We start from the raw sequence: 15,221 nt of genomic DNA, 5'->3' as shown, positions 1-15,221 counted from the left end.
CGTCAGTCCGCCGGCTTGCAGAACATGTCGTAGATCAGCGTGATCGAGCGCAGCACCTTGGGGTCCTGGATCGAGTAATAGATCGCCTTGCCGTCGCGCCGCGTGGCCACCAGCCCCTCCAGGCGCAGCCGCGCCAGTTGCTGGCTGACCGCCGCCTGGCGCGAATCGAGCAGGTGCTCAAGCTCGGTCACCGACTTTTCGCCGGAACTGAGGTGGCACAGGATCATCAGCCGCCCTTCATGCGCCAGCGCCTTCAGGAACCCGGCCGCCGTGGTTGCCTGGCGCAGCATCTCGTCCGGCGGCAGCATGCCGCAGGTCTCGTCTTCGCTGGACAGGTCCGCCTGGACTACGTTCATCGCAACACACCTTTGAATATGTGCGGGTGATTCATAGCATGGCGCAGGTCCGCTTGCGAGTGCGGCCTTGCCGCGCCGTGGCGGCCTGGGCAAGGATCGGCGTGCCCGATTCCCCCTTGAGGACGCCATGACCCGCCACTCCGCCTTTTCCGCGCCTGGCCGCTTCTGGCGCGGCAATCTGCACACCCATTCCGACCGTTCGGACGGGGTGCTCAGCCCCGAAGAGGTCTGCCGCCGCTACCGCGCCGAGGGCTACGATTTCCTGGCATTGACCGATCATTTCATCGGCATGTACGGCTTTCCCCTGGTCGATACCGTGCCAATGCGCAGCGACGGCTTCACCACGCTCCTGGGGGCGGAACTGCACTCTGGCGCGCAGAAGAACGGCGAGTTGTGGCATATCCTGGCCGTCGGGCTGCCGGCGGACTTCGCCGCGGCAAAGACGATGAGCTTTGTCCCCGAACCGGGCCAGGAGACCGGCCCCGAGATCGCCGCACGGGCGGTGGCCGCCGGCGCCTTCGTCGCCATCGCGCATCCGCAATGGTCCGGCCTGACGCTGGAAGACGCGCGCAGCATCCGGGCCGCACACGCGGTGGAGATCTACAACCACGGCTGCGCGGCGGGCTGCGACCGTGGCGACGGGGCAGGGATCGCCGACCTGCTGCTGACCGAGGGCCGCAAGCTGTCGCTGATCGCCACCGACGACGCGCATTTCTCGGAACCCGACCATTTCGGTGGCTGGGTCATGGTGAAGGCCGAGGCGAACGAACCCGAGGCGCTGCTGGCGGCGCTGAAGCGGGGGGATTTCTATTCCTCGCAAGGCCCCGAGATCCGCGATGTGCGGATCGAGGGCAACACCGCCATCGTCGAATGCTCGGCCGCGACATCGGTGGTGGCGATGGGCTGGGGCACCGGGGCCAAGGGGGTGCACGGCCATTCGATAACCCGGGCCGAGGTGCCGCTCGACCGGCTTCTGGGCAGCCCCTGGCTGCGCATATCGGTGATCGACGCGGCCGGCCGGCGGGCCTGGTCGAACCCGATCTGGCGCGCGGCCGGGGTCAACCCGCGCCTGGGCTGACCGGCCGGGCGCCGGAATTCGAAGTCGAATTCCGTGCACGATTTCCGTCTTCGGAAATCGTTTGCGGGCGCGGTCAGGGCTTGCCCTCAAGCCCCGCCGCCGCAGCCGGCGAGGCGCCCGGGATCGGCATCGGGAAGGTGTCGCGCACCACGGTGTAGTCGTGGTAGCCGACCCGGGCCAGCGGAGCGATGCGGGCATAGTCCAGCTTGCCTTCGGGGGTCAGCATCTCGTCCTGCACATGGATGCGCATGACCTCGCCATAGACCACGTCCACCCAGCCAGCCTGCGACTGCCCGCGCAGTCGGTGAGTCGACAGGTAGCGGCATTCGAAATGCGCCGGGCTTTCGGCGACGCGCGGGCCGGGGGCATCCAGGCAGGGGGCCTTGGTCAGGCCGGCCCGCTCGAATTCATCCGTGCCCTCGGGCCATTCCATCGCGGTGATGTTCATCGCGTCCTTCTGCGCGAAGGTGCACATGTTCCAGACGAACCAGCCGGTCGCTTCGGCGTTCAGCACGGTGTGCTTGCGGCGGCCGTCGGAATACGGGTTGGCGGCGAACATCACCATCGGCGGGTCGAAGCTCAGGTTCTGCCACTGGCTGTAGGGGGCGAGGTTGGCCACGCCCGCGGCCGAGACGGTGGAGAGCCAGCCGATCGGGCGCGGCACGGTGCAGGCCTTGAACGGGCTGAAGGGCAGCGGGCAGGCCTCGCGACCGGGGGCATAATGCATGGCGTGGTCCTTTGTGGCGGGCCGCCGGGGGCGCTGCCCCCGGACCCCCGGGATATTTTTGGACAGATGAAATTACAGGCCAGGAAGCCGAAGGTCGTGGTGGCGGGCGCAGGCGATGGCAGTTTCGTAACCTGCGTCGGCGTGGCGCATGACGCCGGTGGCGGGGTCGTTCCACAGCACCCGTTCCAGCCGCCCTGCGGCCTGGGGCGTGCCGTCGGCCACGATCACCATGCCGGCGTGCTGGGAGAAGCCCATGCCCACCCCGCCGCCGTGATGCAGGCTGACCCAGGTCGCGCCGGAGGCGGTGTTGAGAAGCGCGTTCAGCAACGGCCAGTCGCTGACCGCGTCCGAGCCGTCCTGCATCGCCTCGGTCTCGCGGTTGGGGCTGGCGACCGAGCCGCTGTCGAGGTGGTCGCGGCCGATCACGATGGGGGCCTTCAGCTCGCCGGAGGCCACCATCTCGTTGAACATCAGCCCGGCGCGGTGGCGGTCGCCAAGGCCGATCCAAGCGATGCGGGCGGGCAGGCCCTGGAAGGCGATGCGCTCGGCCGCCATGTCCAGCCAACGGTGCAGATGCGCGTTGTCGGGAAACAGCCGCTTCATCGCGGCGTCGGTCTTGTGGATGTCTTCCGGGTCGCCCGACAGCGCCACCCAGCGGAACGGGCCTATCCCGCGGCAGAACAGCGGGCGGATGTAGGCGGGCACGAAGCCGGGGAAGGCGAAGGCGTTTGTCATCCCTTCGTCCTGTGCCACCTGGCGGATGTTGTTGCCGTAATCCAGCGTCGGCACGCCGGCGTTCCAGAAGCCCACCATGGCTTCGACCTGGGTGCGCATCGAGGCGCGGGCGGCTTTCTCGACCGCCGCCGGGTTGGTTTCCTGCCTTGCGCGCCAGTCGCCGACGCTCCAGCCTGCCGGGCAGTAGCCGTGCAGCGGGTCATGCGCCGAGGTCTGGTCGGTGACCATGTCGGGCCGAACTCCGCGTTGCAGGAGTTCGGGGAAGACTTCCGCGGCGTTGCCCAGAAGGCCCACGGATTTCGCCTCTCCCGCCGCGGTCCAGCGGTCGATCATCGCCAGGGCTTCGTCCAGGCTGCGGGCCTTGGCGTCGAGGTAGCGGGTGCGCAGGCGGAAATCGATGCGGGTCTCGTCGACCTCGACCGCCAGGCAACAGGCGCCGGCCATCACCGCGGCCAGGGGCTGTGCGCCGCCCATGCCGCCTAGCCCGCCGGTCAGGATCCAGCGGCCTTTCAGGTTGCCGCCATAGTGCTGGCGGCCGGCCTCGGCGAAGGTCTCATAGGTGCCCTGCACGATGCCTTGGGTGCCGATGTAGATCCAGCTGCCGGCGGTCATCTGGCCGTACATCATCAGGCCCTTGCGGTCCAATTCGTTGAAATGCGCCCAGGTCGCCCAGTGCGGCACCAGGTTCGAGTTGGCGATCAGGACGCGGGGGGCATCGGCATGGGTGCGGAAGATGCCCACCGGCTTGCCCGACTGCACCAGCAGGGTTTCCTCCGGGCCGAGGTCGCGCAGGGCGGCGCAGATGCGGTCGAAGTCTTCCCAGGTGCGGGCGGCCCGGCCGATGCCGCCGTAAACCACCAGCTCATGCGGGTTTTCGGCCACGTCGGGGTGCAGGTTGTTCATCAGCATCCGCAGCGCCGCCTCGGTCTGCCAGCTCTTGGCGCTGATCTCGGGGCCGGTGGGGGGATAGATGTCGCGGCTGTTGTGGCGCGGGTCTTGCATCGGGGTCTCCTGTCGCGGGCCGCCGGGGGCTTCGCGCCCCCGGACCCCCGCGGGGTATTTCAGCCAAGATGAAGGGCAAGGCCGGCGGCTTGCGCCAGCCGGCCTGCGGCGACGAGGGCGGCGGCGCGGGTCAGGTCGGGGGCAAGGTAGCGGTCGTCGGTGAGGGCGGGGATTTCGGCGCGCAGCGCGGCGAGGGCGGCCCGGAGGGGCGCGGAGGTCTGCAGCGGCGCGCGGAACTCGATCCCCTGGGCCGCACAGAGGGCCTCGACGCCCAGGATGACCTGCAGGTTCCGGACCATCGGTTGCAGCCGCCGGGCGCCATGGGCGGCCATGCTGACGTGGTCTTCCTGGTTGGCACTGGTGGGGGTGCTGTCGATCACCGTCGGGTGGGCGAGGTGCTTGTTCTCGCTCATCAGCGCCGCGGTGGTGACCTCGGCGATCATCAGGCCCGAGTTGAGGCCGGGGTTGGGGGTCAGGAAGGCGGGCAGGTCGAATGACAGCGTCGGGTCCACCATCAGCGCCACGCGGCGCTGCGCGATGGCGCCGATCTCGGCCAGGGCCAGGGCGATCATGTCTGCTGCGAATCCAACGGGTTCGGCGTGGAAGTTGCCGCCCGAGACGATGCGGCCGTTCGACAGCACCAGCGGGTTGTCGGTGGCGGCGTTGGCTTCGATTTCCAGCTTGCGGGCGGCCATGCGCAGCACGTCCATCGCGGCGCCGGTCACCTGCGGCTGGCAGCGGATGCAGTAGGGGTCTTGCACGCGGGTATCGCCGTCGCGGTGGCTTTCGCGGATTTCGCTGCCGTCCAGCAGGGCGCGCATCGCCGCCGCCGCCTCGATCTGGCCGGGATGGCCGCGGAGCGTGTGGATTTCCGGCTGCAAGGGCGCGGTCGAGCCCATGATGGCGTCGGTGGTCAGGGCCGAGATCACCAGCGCCTCGCGCGCGGCGGACCAGGCCTGGAACAGGCCGGCCAGCGCGTAGGCGGTGGAGAACTGGGTGCCGTTGATCAGGGCAAGGCCCTCTTTCGGGCCAAGGGTCAGCGGGGAAAGTCCAGCTTCGGAAAGAGCTTGCGCGCTGGGCTTCGTGCAGCCGCCGACCTCGGCCTCGCCATGGCCGATCATCACCGCGGTCATGTGGGCCAAGGGCGCCAGGTCGCCGCTGGCGCCCACCGAGCCCTGGTCCGGCACCACGGGCGTCACGCCGCGGGCGAGCATCTGTTCCAGCATCGCGACCACCGCCGGGCGCACGCCCGAGGCGCCGCGGCCAAGGGACAACAGCTTGAGCGTCATCATCAGCCGCGTCACGTCGCGCGGCATCGGGTCGCCGACCCCGCAGCAGTGGCTGAGGATCAGGTTTTTCTGCAGCTTTTCCGTATCCTGTCGGTCGATCTTCAGGCTGGCCAGTTTGCCGAAGCCGGTGTTCACACCATAGACCGGGGTATCGCCGGCGGCAGCAACGGCGATGCGGGCGGCGGCGGCCTCGATGCCGGGGCGGGCGCTGTCGGCCAGTCGGGCGGGCAGGCCGTCTCGGAACAGGCGTTCCAGTTGGGACAGCGTGGTTTCGCCGGGGGTCAGGATTTCAGGCGTCAAGGCGGCCTCCGAAGATGCGGGCGTGCAGCTTCGGCCCGCCGATGCGCCAGGCAATTTCCGCCGGATGGGTGGCGTCCCACAGGCAGAGGTCGGCCCGCTGCCCGGGCGCGATGCTTCCGCGGTCGGTCAGGCCCAGGGCGCGGGCGGCCTGGACGGTCGCGCCCAGCAGCGCCTCGGCCGGGGTCAGGCGGAACAAGGTGCAGGCCATGTTCATCGCCAGGGGCAGGCTGGCCATCGGCGAGGTGCCGGGGTTCAGGTCGGTCGCCACCGCCATCGCCACGCCGGCAGCACGGAAGGCGGCGACGGGGGGCAGTTGCGTCTCATGCAAGGAGTAGAAGGCGCCGGGCAGCAGCACCGCCACGGTGCCCGCCACGGCCATCGCCGCCACGCCGTCCGGCCCGATGTATTCGACATGGTCGCAGCTGAGCGCGCCTTCGGCGGCGGCAAAGACCGCGCCCTTCCGGTCGGACAGCTGCTCGGCATGCAGCTTGACCGGCAGGCCGAGCCCGCGCGCCTCAGAGAAAAGCGGCGCAAGTTCCTGGGAAGAAAAGGCAATTCCTTCGCAGAAGGCATCGACCTGGTCGACCAGAGCTTCGGCATGCGCCGCCCGAAGCGAGGGGATCGCGACCTCGGCGATGTAGTCCGCAGCGCGGCCCTTGTAGTCGGGCGGCACCGCATGGGCGGCCAGATGCGTGGTGACGACGTGGATCGGACGCAGCCGCTCCAGCGCACGGGCGGCGCGCAGCATCTTCAGTTCGTCTGCGACGGTCAGGCCGTAGCCCGACTTCACCTCGATGGTGGTGGCACCGCTGGCGATCATCTGGTCCAGCCGCGGCAGGGTGGCGGCGATCAGGTCGGACTCGCTGGCCGCACGGGTGGCCGCGACGGTCGAGAGAATCCCGCCCCCCGCCCGGGCGATCTCTTCGTAGCTTGCGCCGTTCAGACGGGCCTCGAACTCGGCCGCCCTCGACCCCGCCCAGACCGCGTGGGTGTGGCAGTCGATCAATCCCGGCGTGACCAGCCGGCCATCGCAGGAATGCCGCTCAATATCTTGATACTCATCTGGAATGCGGTCCGAAGCCCCGACCCAGAGGATGCGCCCGTCGCGCAGGACGACGGCGCCCGAGGGGATCAGGCCAGTGCCGCCCTGCATCGTCGCCACCACCGCATCGGTCACAACCAGTGCCATTCCGGCTTGCCTTTCCCAGTCGCTTTCGCCTAATATGTCTATACATAATAGCCGCTGTCAAGCGAGGTCCGTCATGCTGCTTCATGCCGAGCAGGCGCTGCTTCCCGAAGGCTGGGCGCGCGACGTTCGGGTGCGGATTGTGGCCGGGCGGATTGCCGAGGTCACGCCCGGCGCCGCGCCGGAAGGCGAGCGGGTGGCCTGCCTGCTGCCGGCGCTGGCGAACCTGCACAGCCACGCCTTCCAGCGCGCCATGGCCGGAATGACCGAGGCCCGCACCGCCGGGCAGGACAGTTTCTGGACCTGGCGCGCGCTGATGTATCGCTTCCTCGACCGGCTCACGCCGCCGGATGTCGAGGCGATCGCCGCGCAGGTCATGGTCGAGATGGCCGAAGCCGGATACGCCGCCGTGACCGAGTTTCACTACCTGCACCACGCCCCGGATGGCAGCGCCTATGCCGACCGGGCCGAGATGGCGGGTCGTATCGCGGCGGCGTCGGCCGAGACGGGTCTGGGTCTGACGCTTCTGCCGGTGATCTACGAACGCGGCGGCTGCGACGGTCGGGCGCTGACCGGAGGGCAAAGGCGGTTCCACAATGATCCCGGTGGGTTCGGCGCGATGCTTGAAGCCACGTCTCGGCATCTGAAGGCGCTGCCGCCGGATGCCGCGTTGGGGGTCGCGCCGCACAGCCTGCGCGCCGTCACACCCGAAACGCTGGCCCGGGTGGCGCAGATGACCCTCGGTCCGATCCACATGCACCTGGCCGAACAGCAGGCCGAGGTGGACGAGGTGCTGGCCGCCACCGGAGCCCGTCCGGTCAGCTGGGCACTGGATCAGCTGCCGCTGGGGCCGCGCTGGTGCCTGGTTCATTGCACCCAGATGACACCCCGGGAAACCGCGTGCCTGGCCGCCACCGGTGCCGTGGCGGGGCTCTGTCCGATCACCGAGGCGAATCTCGGCGACGGCATCTTCGACGCCACCGGCTGGCGCGCGGGCGGCGGCGCCTGGGGTGTAGGATCAGACAGCAACATTTTGATTTCGCTGGCAGAAGAGCTGCGAAGCCTGGAGTATTCCCAGCGCCTTCGCGACCGGGCGCGGGCGGTCCTCGCCGCCGCCGACCGTTCGGTCGGCCGCACGCTCTGGGACGAAGCCGCGCGGGGCGGTGCCCGGGCCGCTGGTCGGGCCTCGGGCGCCATCGCTGCGGGGCTTTGGGCCGATCTTCTGGCGCCCGACATGGCCGCGCCGGTGCTTGCGGGCCGCCGTGGCGACGAAATCCTTGATGGCTTTGTGTTTTGCGGCACCGCGGGCCTGGTGGACCGGCTCTGGTCCGCCGGCCGCCCACTGGTCCGCGCCGGCCGCCATGTCGCCCGCGACGTCATCGCCCAGCGGTTCCGCGCCACCCTGGCCGGCCTGCGGGACCGCACATGAGCCGCGGCTGGGACGACCTGCGCGCCGACCTTCTGGCCCGCATCCGGGCGCGGGAATGGCCTCCGGGCGCGCTGATCCCGGCCGAGGAACAACTGGCCCTGGCCTATGGCGTGGCGCGGGCGACGGTCAATCGCGCCGTGCAGGCGCTGGCCGAAGCCGGAGTGGTGGAACGCCGCAAGCGCGCCGGCACCCGGGTGGCCACCCTGCCGGTGCGCAAGGCCCGGCTCGACATCCCGGTGATCCGGCGCGAGGTCGAGGGGCGCGGCCAGACCTATGCCCACCGCCTGCTGACGCAGCGCCGCGAGGTCTTGCCGGCCGGTCCGGCGGCGCGGCTGGGCCTTGCGCCCGGCGTGCCGGCCCTGCGGCTGGAAACCCTGCATCTGGCCGAGGGCCGCCCCTATGCCTATGAACTGCGCTGGCTGAACCCGGCGCAGCTGCCGCCGGACCTGCCGGATTTCGCCGTCCTGTCCGCCAACGAATGGCTGGTGGCCACCGTGCCCTTCGTCTCGGGTGATCTCGTCTTCGGCGCCGAACCGGCGTCGCGGGCCGAGGCGGCGGCGCTGGACACCGACCCCGGCGCCCCGCTGCTGGTGATCGAGCGGACGACTCGCGGACTGTCCGGCCCGATCACCTTTGTCCGGCTCTGCCATCCGCCCGGCCACCGGGTGACGATGCACCTTTGACCCGGCCTCCGCCTCAGCGGGCGACGATCAGGCGCTGCACCCCGTGGAAATGGTAGAGGTCGGCATAGGCTGGCGTCTCGACCAGCCGCAGGCCCGGGCAGCGGCCAAAGATCAGCGGCAAGGCCAGAATCAGTTCCAACCGGGCCAGCGGCGCGCCGATGCAGAAGTGCAGGCCCGCACCAAACGTTGCCAGCGGCTTCGCCGGGCGCGATGGCAGGAACTGCTCTGGCCGGTCCCAGACCGCCGGATCCCGGTTGGCCATCGCCAGCAGAAGGCCGACCTGGTCGCCGCGGCGGAAGGTCCGGCCCATCACCTCGGCCTCTTCATAGGCCCAGCGGGTGAACAGATGCAGCGCCGGGTCAAACCGCAGGATCTCTTCGACCGTCGCCTCCACCCGGTCGGGCGCCAGCGCCGCGGCTCCGGTGCCGGTCTCCAGCAGCAGCTTCACCCCGTTGCCGATGGTATGCACCGTCGCCTCGTGGCCGGCGTTCAGCAACAGGATGCAGGTGGTGATCAGCTCGTCCGTGGTCAACCGCTCGCCCGCCTCCTCGGCCGCGATCAACTGGGTGATCAGGTCGTCGGCCGGCCGCTTGCGCCGGTCCTCGACATAGCCGCGCAGAAAGCCCACGAAGGCCTCGGTCGCCGCCACCGCGCGGTCTTCCATCGCCCGCGTGCGGCCGGCCATGTACATGCCCACCATCGCGTTCGACCAGCGCATGAGGTCGGGCGCCATTTCCTCGGGCACGCCCAGCAGGCGCGCGATGATGCGGACAGGCAACGGCTGGGCAAAGGCCGCCAGCAGGTCGAACGGCCCCTCGGGGAAGGCCGCGATCAGGTCTTCCGCCAGCCCCAGGATGTCGGGCTGCAACCCCGCGATCCGGCGGCTGGTAAAGGCGCGCAGCACCAGGTTGCGCAGCCGGGTATGGCGCGGCGGCTCCAGCTCCAGCATGGAATGCGCCTCGACCGCATAGAACGGCGCCAGATGCGCCGGGATCGCCGGCGCCAATTCGGGCGGCACCTCGCGGCCGAACCGGCGGTCGCGCAGGATGGCATTCACCGCCGCCGCCTTGCCGGTGCAGACCAGCCCGTAATCCTGCCACAGGAAGAACGGCCCCGCCGCGCGGGCCCGTTCATAGAACCGGTAGGGGTCCTGCACAAAGGCCGGATCGGTGGGCGCCTGCGTCAAAGCCTTCACGCGCGCCTCCACAGGGGAATGATGCCCTGGGCGATCAGCACCCCCAGGCCCACCAGCGCCGCCGCCCCGGCCTGCACCCAGTTCCAGGGCGACCCCAAGGCGAACAGGATGATCATCACGTAGAACGGGGCGGCATTGATGTGCAGCGCCGACAGGCCGATGCCCAGCCGCTCGACCGACATGATCCACATCACCTGGCTGATCCCCAGCGCCCCCACGCTGAACAGCAGGATCGCGCCCACCTCGCCCCAGCCCCAGCCGGAAAAGTCCGGCGGGGCCATGCCGGTGGCCACCTGCACCCCCGCCACCGCCCCCGCCGCCACCGCCGCCCCGGTCAGCGTCACCGCCGTCCGCCCCAGCGGGGTTTCACGCGGAAAGGCCGTCACCGTCAGCCGCGACCCCAGCGCAAAGGTGACGACCGAGCCGAAGCACAACAGCGCCCCGATCCCGAGGCTCATCCCGCCCGCCTTCAGGTCCAGCGCCGCCACCCCGCCGACCAGCGACAGCAGCAGCCCGATCACCAGCGCCGGCGTGACCCGACGCTTGTCCAGCAGCACCTCAAGCGCGATGCCCACCACCGGCAGGGTGGACGAGATCACCGCCGCCGTCACCGCTCCGCCCAGGGCCTGGCCCTTGATCAGGAACCAGGCGCCCAGGCCGATCAGGCTGCCCACCGCCACGCCCTTCAGCCAGTTCGCCCGCAGCAGCGGCGCAAAGCCCTCGGCCAGCACCCAGAACAGCACCACCGACCCCGCCGCCAGCGCCATCCGCAGCGCGTTCAGCTGTTCGGGGGGAAGCAGCGGAATCAGGTGGTCGGCCGCCGGCAACCCGGCCGCCCAGATCAGCATCGAGGCCATGCAGATCAGGTTCGCGGCCAAAAGGCCGGTCTGGGCCGGGGCGGCAGGGGAAGCACTCATCCGTCACGGCGTGCCACGGGCCGCCAGGGCCGTCTGGCCCGGCGGCGACATGGCTTGTCGTCAGGCGGCCGACAGCGCCGCGACGATGGCACCGAAATCGGCGGCCTTCAGGCTGGCGCCACCGACCAGCGCACCGTCCACATCCGGCACCGCGAAGATCTCGACCGCATTCGACGGCTTGACCGAGCCGCCGTAAAGCAGCCGCATCCCCGCCGCCTCGGCCCCGAACCGCGCGGTCAGTTGCGCCCGCAGGAATCCGTGCACCTCGGCAATCTCGGCCAGCGTCGGCGTGCGGCCGGTGCCGATGGCCCAGACCGGCTCATAGGCGATGACCGTATTCGCCGCCGTGGCGCCGTCCGGCACCGACCCGGCCAGTTGCCCGCCCACCACCGCCAGCGTCTGGCCGCCGTCGCGCTGCGCCTCGGTCTCGCCGACGCAGATCACCGCGACCAGGCCCGCCGCCCAGGCCGCCTGTGCCTTCGCCTGCACCAGGGCATCGCCCTCGCCATGGTCGGCCCGGCGTTCCGAATGGCCCAGGATCACATGGCCCGCCCCGGCATCCGCCAGCATCGCCGCCGAAATGTCGCCGGTATGCGCGCCCGCAGCCTTGGGGTGGCAATCCTGCCCGCCGATCTTCAGGACCGACCCCTTCGCCGCCCAGGCCATCTGCGCGATCAGCGTCGCCGGCGGGCACAAGAGCATCTCGCAGACCGGGTCCGGGTGCGCCGCCAGCAGCGCCTTCACCTCGGCCAGCGAGGCCGCCACCCCGTTCATCTTCCAGTTCCCCGCCGCCAGCTTGCGCATCCCGCCCTCCGTGCCAAAACCGCACCCTGCCTAGCGCGCCACCGCCGAAAGGAAAAGCCTCAAGCCCCTTCATCTTGGCCAAAATACCCTCGGGGGGTGAAGGGCCGCCAGGCCCGAGGGGGGCAGAAAGCCCCCCTGCGACGCCGGCCTCAGGCGGCTGGCTCGTCCTTGAACTTGATCGATTCCCCGCAGCCGCAGGCCTCGGCCACGTTCGGGTTGCGGAACTTGAACCCGGCGTGCAGCAGGTCGACCTCATAGTCGATCTCGGTGCCGATCAGGAACATCTGCGCCATCGGCGCGATCAGCACCCGGGCGCCGTCCTGTTCCACCACCTCGTCCAGCGGGTTCACCTCGGACACGAAGTCCATGGTGTATTCCATGCCCGCGCAGCCGCCCTTCTTCACGCCGATGCGCAGGCCCTGGCGCCCGTCGCGCGCCATCAGCCGGGCGATCTGCCGTGTCGCGGCCGGGGTCAGGGAAACGGCGGCCTTGCCGGGAATGCCGAACATGGGGAAAATCCTTTGTCTGCTTCAAAGGTAATCCGCCCGGGCCGCGGCTTCAAGCCCGCCGGCCATAGAGTCCCGGCGGCTGCGGCATCAGACCCGGAAACAGCGCCTGGGTGTCGGCAAAGCCCATGTGCCCCGCCATCACCTCGGCCAGAACGTCGCGATAATCCGTCGTCACGGCCAGGTCGGCGCCTTCCTCCAGCGCCTCGTTCGCCAGCCCCGGCCAGCGGCCCAGCAGCCGCCCGCCCCGGGCCTGCGGCCCCAGCACCATCATCGCTCCGGCCCGGCCGTGGTCGGTGCCGCCCGACTCGTTCGCGCGGAGCCGCCGGCCGAACTCGCTTTGCACCACCACGGCCACGTCGTTCTGGCGCGGCCCGAGATCGCGCCAGAACGCCATCAGCGCCCGCGACAGACCGCCGATCAGCGCCTCGATCTGAGCGGCCTGCGCGTCGTGCGTGTCCCAGCCGCCGTAATCCACCGTCGCCACCCGCAACCCCAGGTCCTGCTTGATCGCCTGCGCCACCGTCATCAGCGGTTCGGTCAGCGCGCTGTCCTCGGGGTAGGGCAGGTCCGGCACATAGGCGCGGGCCTCGCCGCGCCCGGCGTCCCAGAGCCGCCCCTGCAACAGGTCCGACATTGCCACCATCTCGGCCAGCGTCGCCGTCAGCGGCCCATGTGCCCCGAACCCCTCCTGCAGCCGCGCCCGCAGCGCCGGCGCCCAACCGTTGCCGGGCAGGAACATCAGGTCCGCCAGCGCCGGCGCCACCGCCGCCCGCGCGCCCCGCAGGCTTTCCGGCGCCGCCGCCCCCACCGCCAGCACCGGCAGCGGGCCGGCCGGCGCCTCCGCCGCCAACCACCGCGCCAGCCAGCCGCCCGCCGTGCCCCCCGCACCGCCCCTCTCGATCCGTGCCTCGGCGTCGAAATGGCTGCGCGTCGCCTCGGTCAGGCCGGTCGCATGCAGCAGCGACAGGTCGCCCGCCCCGAACAACTCATGCAACTCGGCCGCCGCCGGATGCAGCCGGAACTCCACATCCGCCAGCGCCGGCGGCAGCGCCAGCCCCGGCCGGTCGCCGCCGCGCAGCACCCGCAGCGCCTCGGGCCGCGCCGCGATGTAATCGGCATCCGCCGTCGGCGCGATCAGCGACAGCGAATCCGCCCCGCCACGCAGAAAGATCACCACCAGGATCGGTTCGCCCATCCCAACCCCCTACCGATACAGGAACGCCGGCGACAGCGCCGCCGAGACGCCCGACCGCTCGTCATCGCTTTCCGGCACCCAGGCCGGATCGACCCCGGCCGCCGCCAGCACCCCTGCGTCCAGAGCCACGCCCATCGCGCCGCCCCAGTGCGCCGCCATCGCCGCCACGTCGCGCGCGTCCTTTGGCAGCCGAGCCGACAGCGGCTTGGCCACCCAGCCGTTCCAACCCTCCTGCGCATACAGCGCCAGCTCGGCCAGCCGCAGCAGCACCACGCCCGAGGCCCAGGCCTCGGCCCGGTCCGGATGCCCCGTCGGCGGCGGATAGCTGTGCTGCAGCCAGCCCGCCCGGCTCAACTCCCAGGCCCAGCCGTTCTCGGTCGAGGCCACCTCGGCCCCGGTCGCCCGCAACAGCGCGGCCAGAAACTCGAACGGCCGCCGCAGCTTGCCGGGAGGGGTCGCGGCAAAGGCCGGGTCTGCCACCAGCGCCCGGATCACCTGCGCGATCTGGTCCGGCGCCCCCGAGGCGGCCAGGAACACCCCGGCCAGCCGCTCGACCAGGCCCGGGTCGGGTGCGTCCGCCAGCAGCCGCCGGGCCAGCTTTTCGCAGACGAACCGCGCCGTGCCCGGATGGGTCGCCAGCAGGTCCAGCACCGCCTCGCCATCCGCCAGCGCCGCCTGATGCGACGGAAAGGCCCGCCCCAGCACCCGCTTCTGATAGGGGTCGTGCCAGGCCTCGACATAGGCAAAGCGCCCGGTCTTCGGCGTCGCCTCGCCCTCGGCCACCCAGCGGCCATCGCCCACCGTCCAGCCGGTGAAACAGCGCGCCACCTCCCAGACATCCTCGTCCAGATAGCCCTCGGCCAGCCCAGCCGCCGCCCCCGGCACCGCATCCCAGGCCCGGTACCGGTCGTTCCAATAGCGCCCGGCGCCCAGCGTATGCAGTTCCAGCAGCTCGCGGGCAAAGTTCTCGTTGGCCGGGCTGGCGCGGCTTTCGTCGTTGGTCAGATAGACCAGCATCGACGGAGATTTCGCCACATGCCCCAGCAGCTCGCGGAAATTCCCCAGCGCCTGCGCCCGCAGTCCGGCATCATAGGCCGGGAAGAAAACCGAAACGAATTCATCCTTCTGCGCATGGACGTTGAAGTGGTCGTGCCAGAACTGCGTCATCACCTCGCGCAACTGCGCCGAGGCATGCACGGCCCGGATCAGGCTGGCAGAGATCACCTCGTCCGCCGGGCGCGACCGCTCGGCATAGGCCATCGCCCGGTCCCAATCCAGCAACGGCAGCAATTCGGCCGGCTCGGCCGTCAGCGCCGCCAAGGGGCGCAGCTCGTCCGCCGCGGCCCAGCGCCCGTTGGCATCGCCGCCGGCCTCATAGGCAATCCGCAGCCGCGCCGTCGCCAGCCGCACTGCCAGCCCCGCATCCTCGGCCGGCATCGCCAGTTGCGCCTCCAGCCAGGCCTCCGGCCCGGACCCTGCGAACGCCTCCCGTGTCCCGGAGGTCGCGCCAAAGCTCAGCCGGTTCAGCCAGAGGTCGGCCTGCGTCCCCTCCGCCCGGGCCCGAGGCGCCAGCCCCGAGGCCAGCATCCCTGCCAGGGTCGATTGCAGAAACGCCCGCCGCGACAGCATCATCGCCTCCCGCATGACACCTGCGCAGGCTAGCGCGACTCGTCCCGGGCACGAATGCGGAAAACCGCAACCGCCTTGGCCCCGGCAGTTCCGCGCCGATGGCTTGCCCTTTTCCGACTGCTCCCGCGCAGGGCGCCCCGGTCGGGGCAAGCCACCCCGCCAGAGAAAAGGCGTCGCGCCGCGGCCG

General features: G+C 70.8%; 14 protein-coding genes. 3 read left to right on the top strand and 11 right to left on the bottom strand.

Annotated elements, in window-relative coordinates; all coding sequences use genetic code 11:
* Positions 1-2: 2 nt before the first annotated feature.
* Entirely contained in the window at positions 3-356 is a 354-nt protein-coding gene (locus tag LHP98_RS05555) for an ArsR/SmtB family transcription factor (RefSeq protein ID WP_227251474.1), read from the bottom strand.
* Between the two features lie 127 nt (positions 357-483).
* On the opposite strand from LHP98_RS05555, the gene LHP98_RS05550 reads away from it, so the two are divergent.
* Positions 484-1,434 (top strand): PHP domain-containing protein, encoded by a 951-nt coding sequence (locus LHP98_RS05550; RefSeq protein ID WP_227251473.1) that lies wholly within the window; start codon positions 484-486, stop codon positions 1,432-1,434.
* Positions 1,435-1,507: 73 nt separating this feature from the next.
* Here the strand turns inward: LHP98_RS05550 and LHP98_RS05545 are convergent, their stop codons facing one another.
* From LHP98_RS05545 to hutI, 4 genes are all read right to left on the bottom strand, one after another.
* A complete protein-coding gene (locus LHP98_RS05545; RefSeq protein WP_227251472.1) occupies positions 1,508-2,161 on the bottom strand; it encodes a flavin reductase family protein in 654 nt (217 codons plus the stop codon).
* 72 nt (positions 2,162-2,233) lie between these two features.
* Positions 2,234-3,898, bottom strand: coding sequence for a urocanate hydratase (hutU, locus tag LHP98_RS05540; RefSeq protein WP_227251471.1), 1,665 nt, complete (start codon positions 3,896-3,898; stop codon positions 2,234-2,236).
* 59 nt (positions 3,899-3,957) lie between these two features.
* Positions 3,958-5,487 carry a histidine ammonia-lyase gene (gene hutH / locus LHP98_RS05535; RefSeq protein ID WP_227251470.1) on the bottom strand — a complete coding sequence of 510 codons (1,530 nt, stop codon included), beginning with the start codon at positions 5,485-5,487 and terminating at the stop codon, positions 3,958-3,960.
* Positions 5,477-6,676 carry an imidazolonepropionase gene (hutI, locus tag LHP98_RS05530; RefSeq protein WP_227251469.1) on the bottom strand — a complete coding sequence of 400 codons (1,200 nt, stop codon included), beginning with the start codon at positions 6,674-6,676 and terminating at the stop codon, positions 5,477-5,479. The genes hutH and hutI overlap by 11 nt, the downstream gene beginning before the upstream one ends.
* Before the next feature lie 73 nt (positions 6,677-6,749).
* On the opposite strand from hutI, the gene LHP98_RS05525 reads away from it, so the two are divergent.
* On the top strand, positions 6,750-8,102 hold the full coding sequence (locus LHP98_RS05525) for a formimidoylglutamate deiminase (protein ID WP_227251468.1): 1,353 nt from the start codon (positions 6,750-6,752) through the stop codon (positions 8,100-8,102).
* Positions 8,099-8,785 carry a GntR family transcriptional regulator gene (locus LHP98_RS05520; protein ID WP_227251467.1) on the top strand — a complete coding sequence of 229 codons (687 nt, stop codon included), beginning with the start codon at positions 8,099-8,101 and terminating at the stop codon, positions 8,783-8,785. Before LHP98_RS05525 ends, LHP98_RS05520 begins: the two co-directional genes overlap by 4 nt.
* Positions 8,786-8,798: 13 nt before the next feature.
* On the opposite strand, the gene LHP98_RS05515 is transcribed toward LHP98_RS05520, so the two are convergent.
* The 6 genes from LHP98_RS05515 to LHP98_RS05490 form a co-directional block, all read right to left on the bottom strand.
* On the bottom strand, positions 8,799-9,980 hold the full coding sequence (locus LHP98_RS05515; RefSeq protein WP_227251466.1) for a cytochrome P450: 1,182 nt from the start codon (positions 9,978-9,980) through the stop codon (positions 8,799-8,801).
* On the bottom strand, positions 9,977-10,897 hold the full coding sequence (locus tag LHP98_RS05510) for a DMT family transporter (protein WP_227251465.1): 921 nt from the start codon (positions 10,895-10,897) through the stop codon (positions 9,977-9,979). Before LHP98_RS05510 ends, LHP98_RS05515 begins: the two co-directional genes overlap by 4 nt.
* Before the next feature lie 60 nt (positions 10,898-10,957).
* Entirely contained in the window at positions 10,958-11,701 is a 744-nt protein-coding gene (tpiA, locus tag LHP98_RS05505; protein ID WP_227251464.1) for a triose-phosphate isomerase, read from the bottom strand.
* 149 nt (positions 11,702-11,850) lie between these two features.
* Positions 11,851-12,210 (bottom strand): HesB/IscA family protein, encoded by a 360-nt coding sequence (locus LHP98_RS05500; RefSeq protein ID WP_227251463.1) that lies wholly within the window; start codon positions 12,208-12,210, stop codon positions 11,851-11,853.
* Between the two features lie 49 nt (positions 12,211-12,259).
* A complete protein-coding gene (locus LHP98_RS05495; protein ID WP_227251462.1) occupies positions 12,260-13,405 on the bottom strand; it encodes a DUF1501 domain-containing protein in 1,146 nt (381 codons plus the stop codon).
* A 9-nt stretch (positions 13,406-13,414) separates the two neighbouring features.
* Positions 13,415-15,049: a DUF1800 domain-containing protein gene (locus LHP98_RS05490; RefSeq protein ID WP_227251461.1), complete on the bottom strand. Its 1,635-nt coding sequence runs from the start codon at positions 15,047-15,049 to the stop codon at positions 13,415-13,417.
* Between the last annotated feature and the right edge of the window lie 172 nt (positions 15,050-15,221).

It is taken from the genome of Rhodobacter sp. Har01 (assembly GCF_020564565.1).
GTDB lineage: Bacteria > Pseudomonadota > Alphaproteobacteria > Rhodobacterales > Rhodobacteraceae > Pseudogemmobacter.
Note: the sequence above shows the minus strand (reverse complement) of the source record. Positions and strands in the feature narration are given on the sequence as shown.

Bases quoted from the DNA above. Each gene is read 5' to 3' on its own strand.
- LHP98_RS05500 (WP_227251463.1), bottom strand. From the start codon at position 12,210: ATGTTCGGCATTCCCGGCAAGGCCGCCGTTTCCCTGACCCCGGCCGCG.
- LHP98_RS05545 (WP_227251472.1), bottom strand. From the start codon at position 2,161: ATGCATTATGCCCCCGGTCGCGAGGCCTGCCCGCTGCCCTTCAGCCCG.
- LHP98_RS05510 (WP_227251465.1), bottom strand. From the start codon at position 10,897: ATGAGTGCTTCCCCTGCCGCCCCGGCCCAGACCGGCCTTTTGGCCGCG.
- LHP98_RS05550 (WP_227251473.1), top strand. From the start codon at position 484: ATGACCCGCCACTCCGCCTTTTCCGCGCCTGGCCGCTTCTGGCGCGGC.
- LHP98_RS05495 (WP_227251462.1), bottom strand. From the start codon at position 13,405: ATGGGCGAACCGATCCTGGTGGTGATCTTTCTGCGTGGCGGGGCGGAT.
- LHP98_RS05490 (WP_227251461.1), bottom strand. From the start codon at position 15,049: ATGCGGGAGGCGATGATGCTGTCGCGGCGGGCGTTTCTGCAATCGACC.
- LHP98_RS05520 (WP_227251467.1), top strand. From the start codon at position 8,099: ATGAGCCGCGGCTGGGACGACCTGCGCGCCGACCTTCTGGCCCGCATC.
- LHP98_RS05555 (WP_227251474.1), bottom strand. From the start codon at position 356: ATGAACGTAGTCCAGGCGGACCTGTCCAGCGAAGACGAGACCTGCGGC.
- hutI (WP_227251469.1), bottom strand. From the start codon at position 6,676: ATGGCACTGGTTGTGACCGATGCGGTGGTGGCGACGATGCAGGGCGGC.
- tpiA (WP_227251464.1), bottom strand. From the start codon at position 11,701: ATGCGCAAGCTGGCGGCGGGGAACTGGAAGATGAACGGGGTGGCGGCC.
- LHP98_RS05525 (WP_227251468.1), top strand. From the start codon at position 6,750: ATGCTGCTTCATGCCGAGCAGGCGCTGCTTCCCGAAGGCTGGGCGCGC.
- hutU (WP_227251471.1), bottom strand. From the start codon at position 3,898: ATGCAAGACCCGCGCCACAACAGCCGCGACATCTATCCCCCCACCGGC.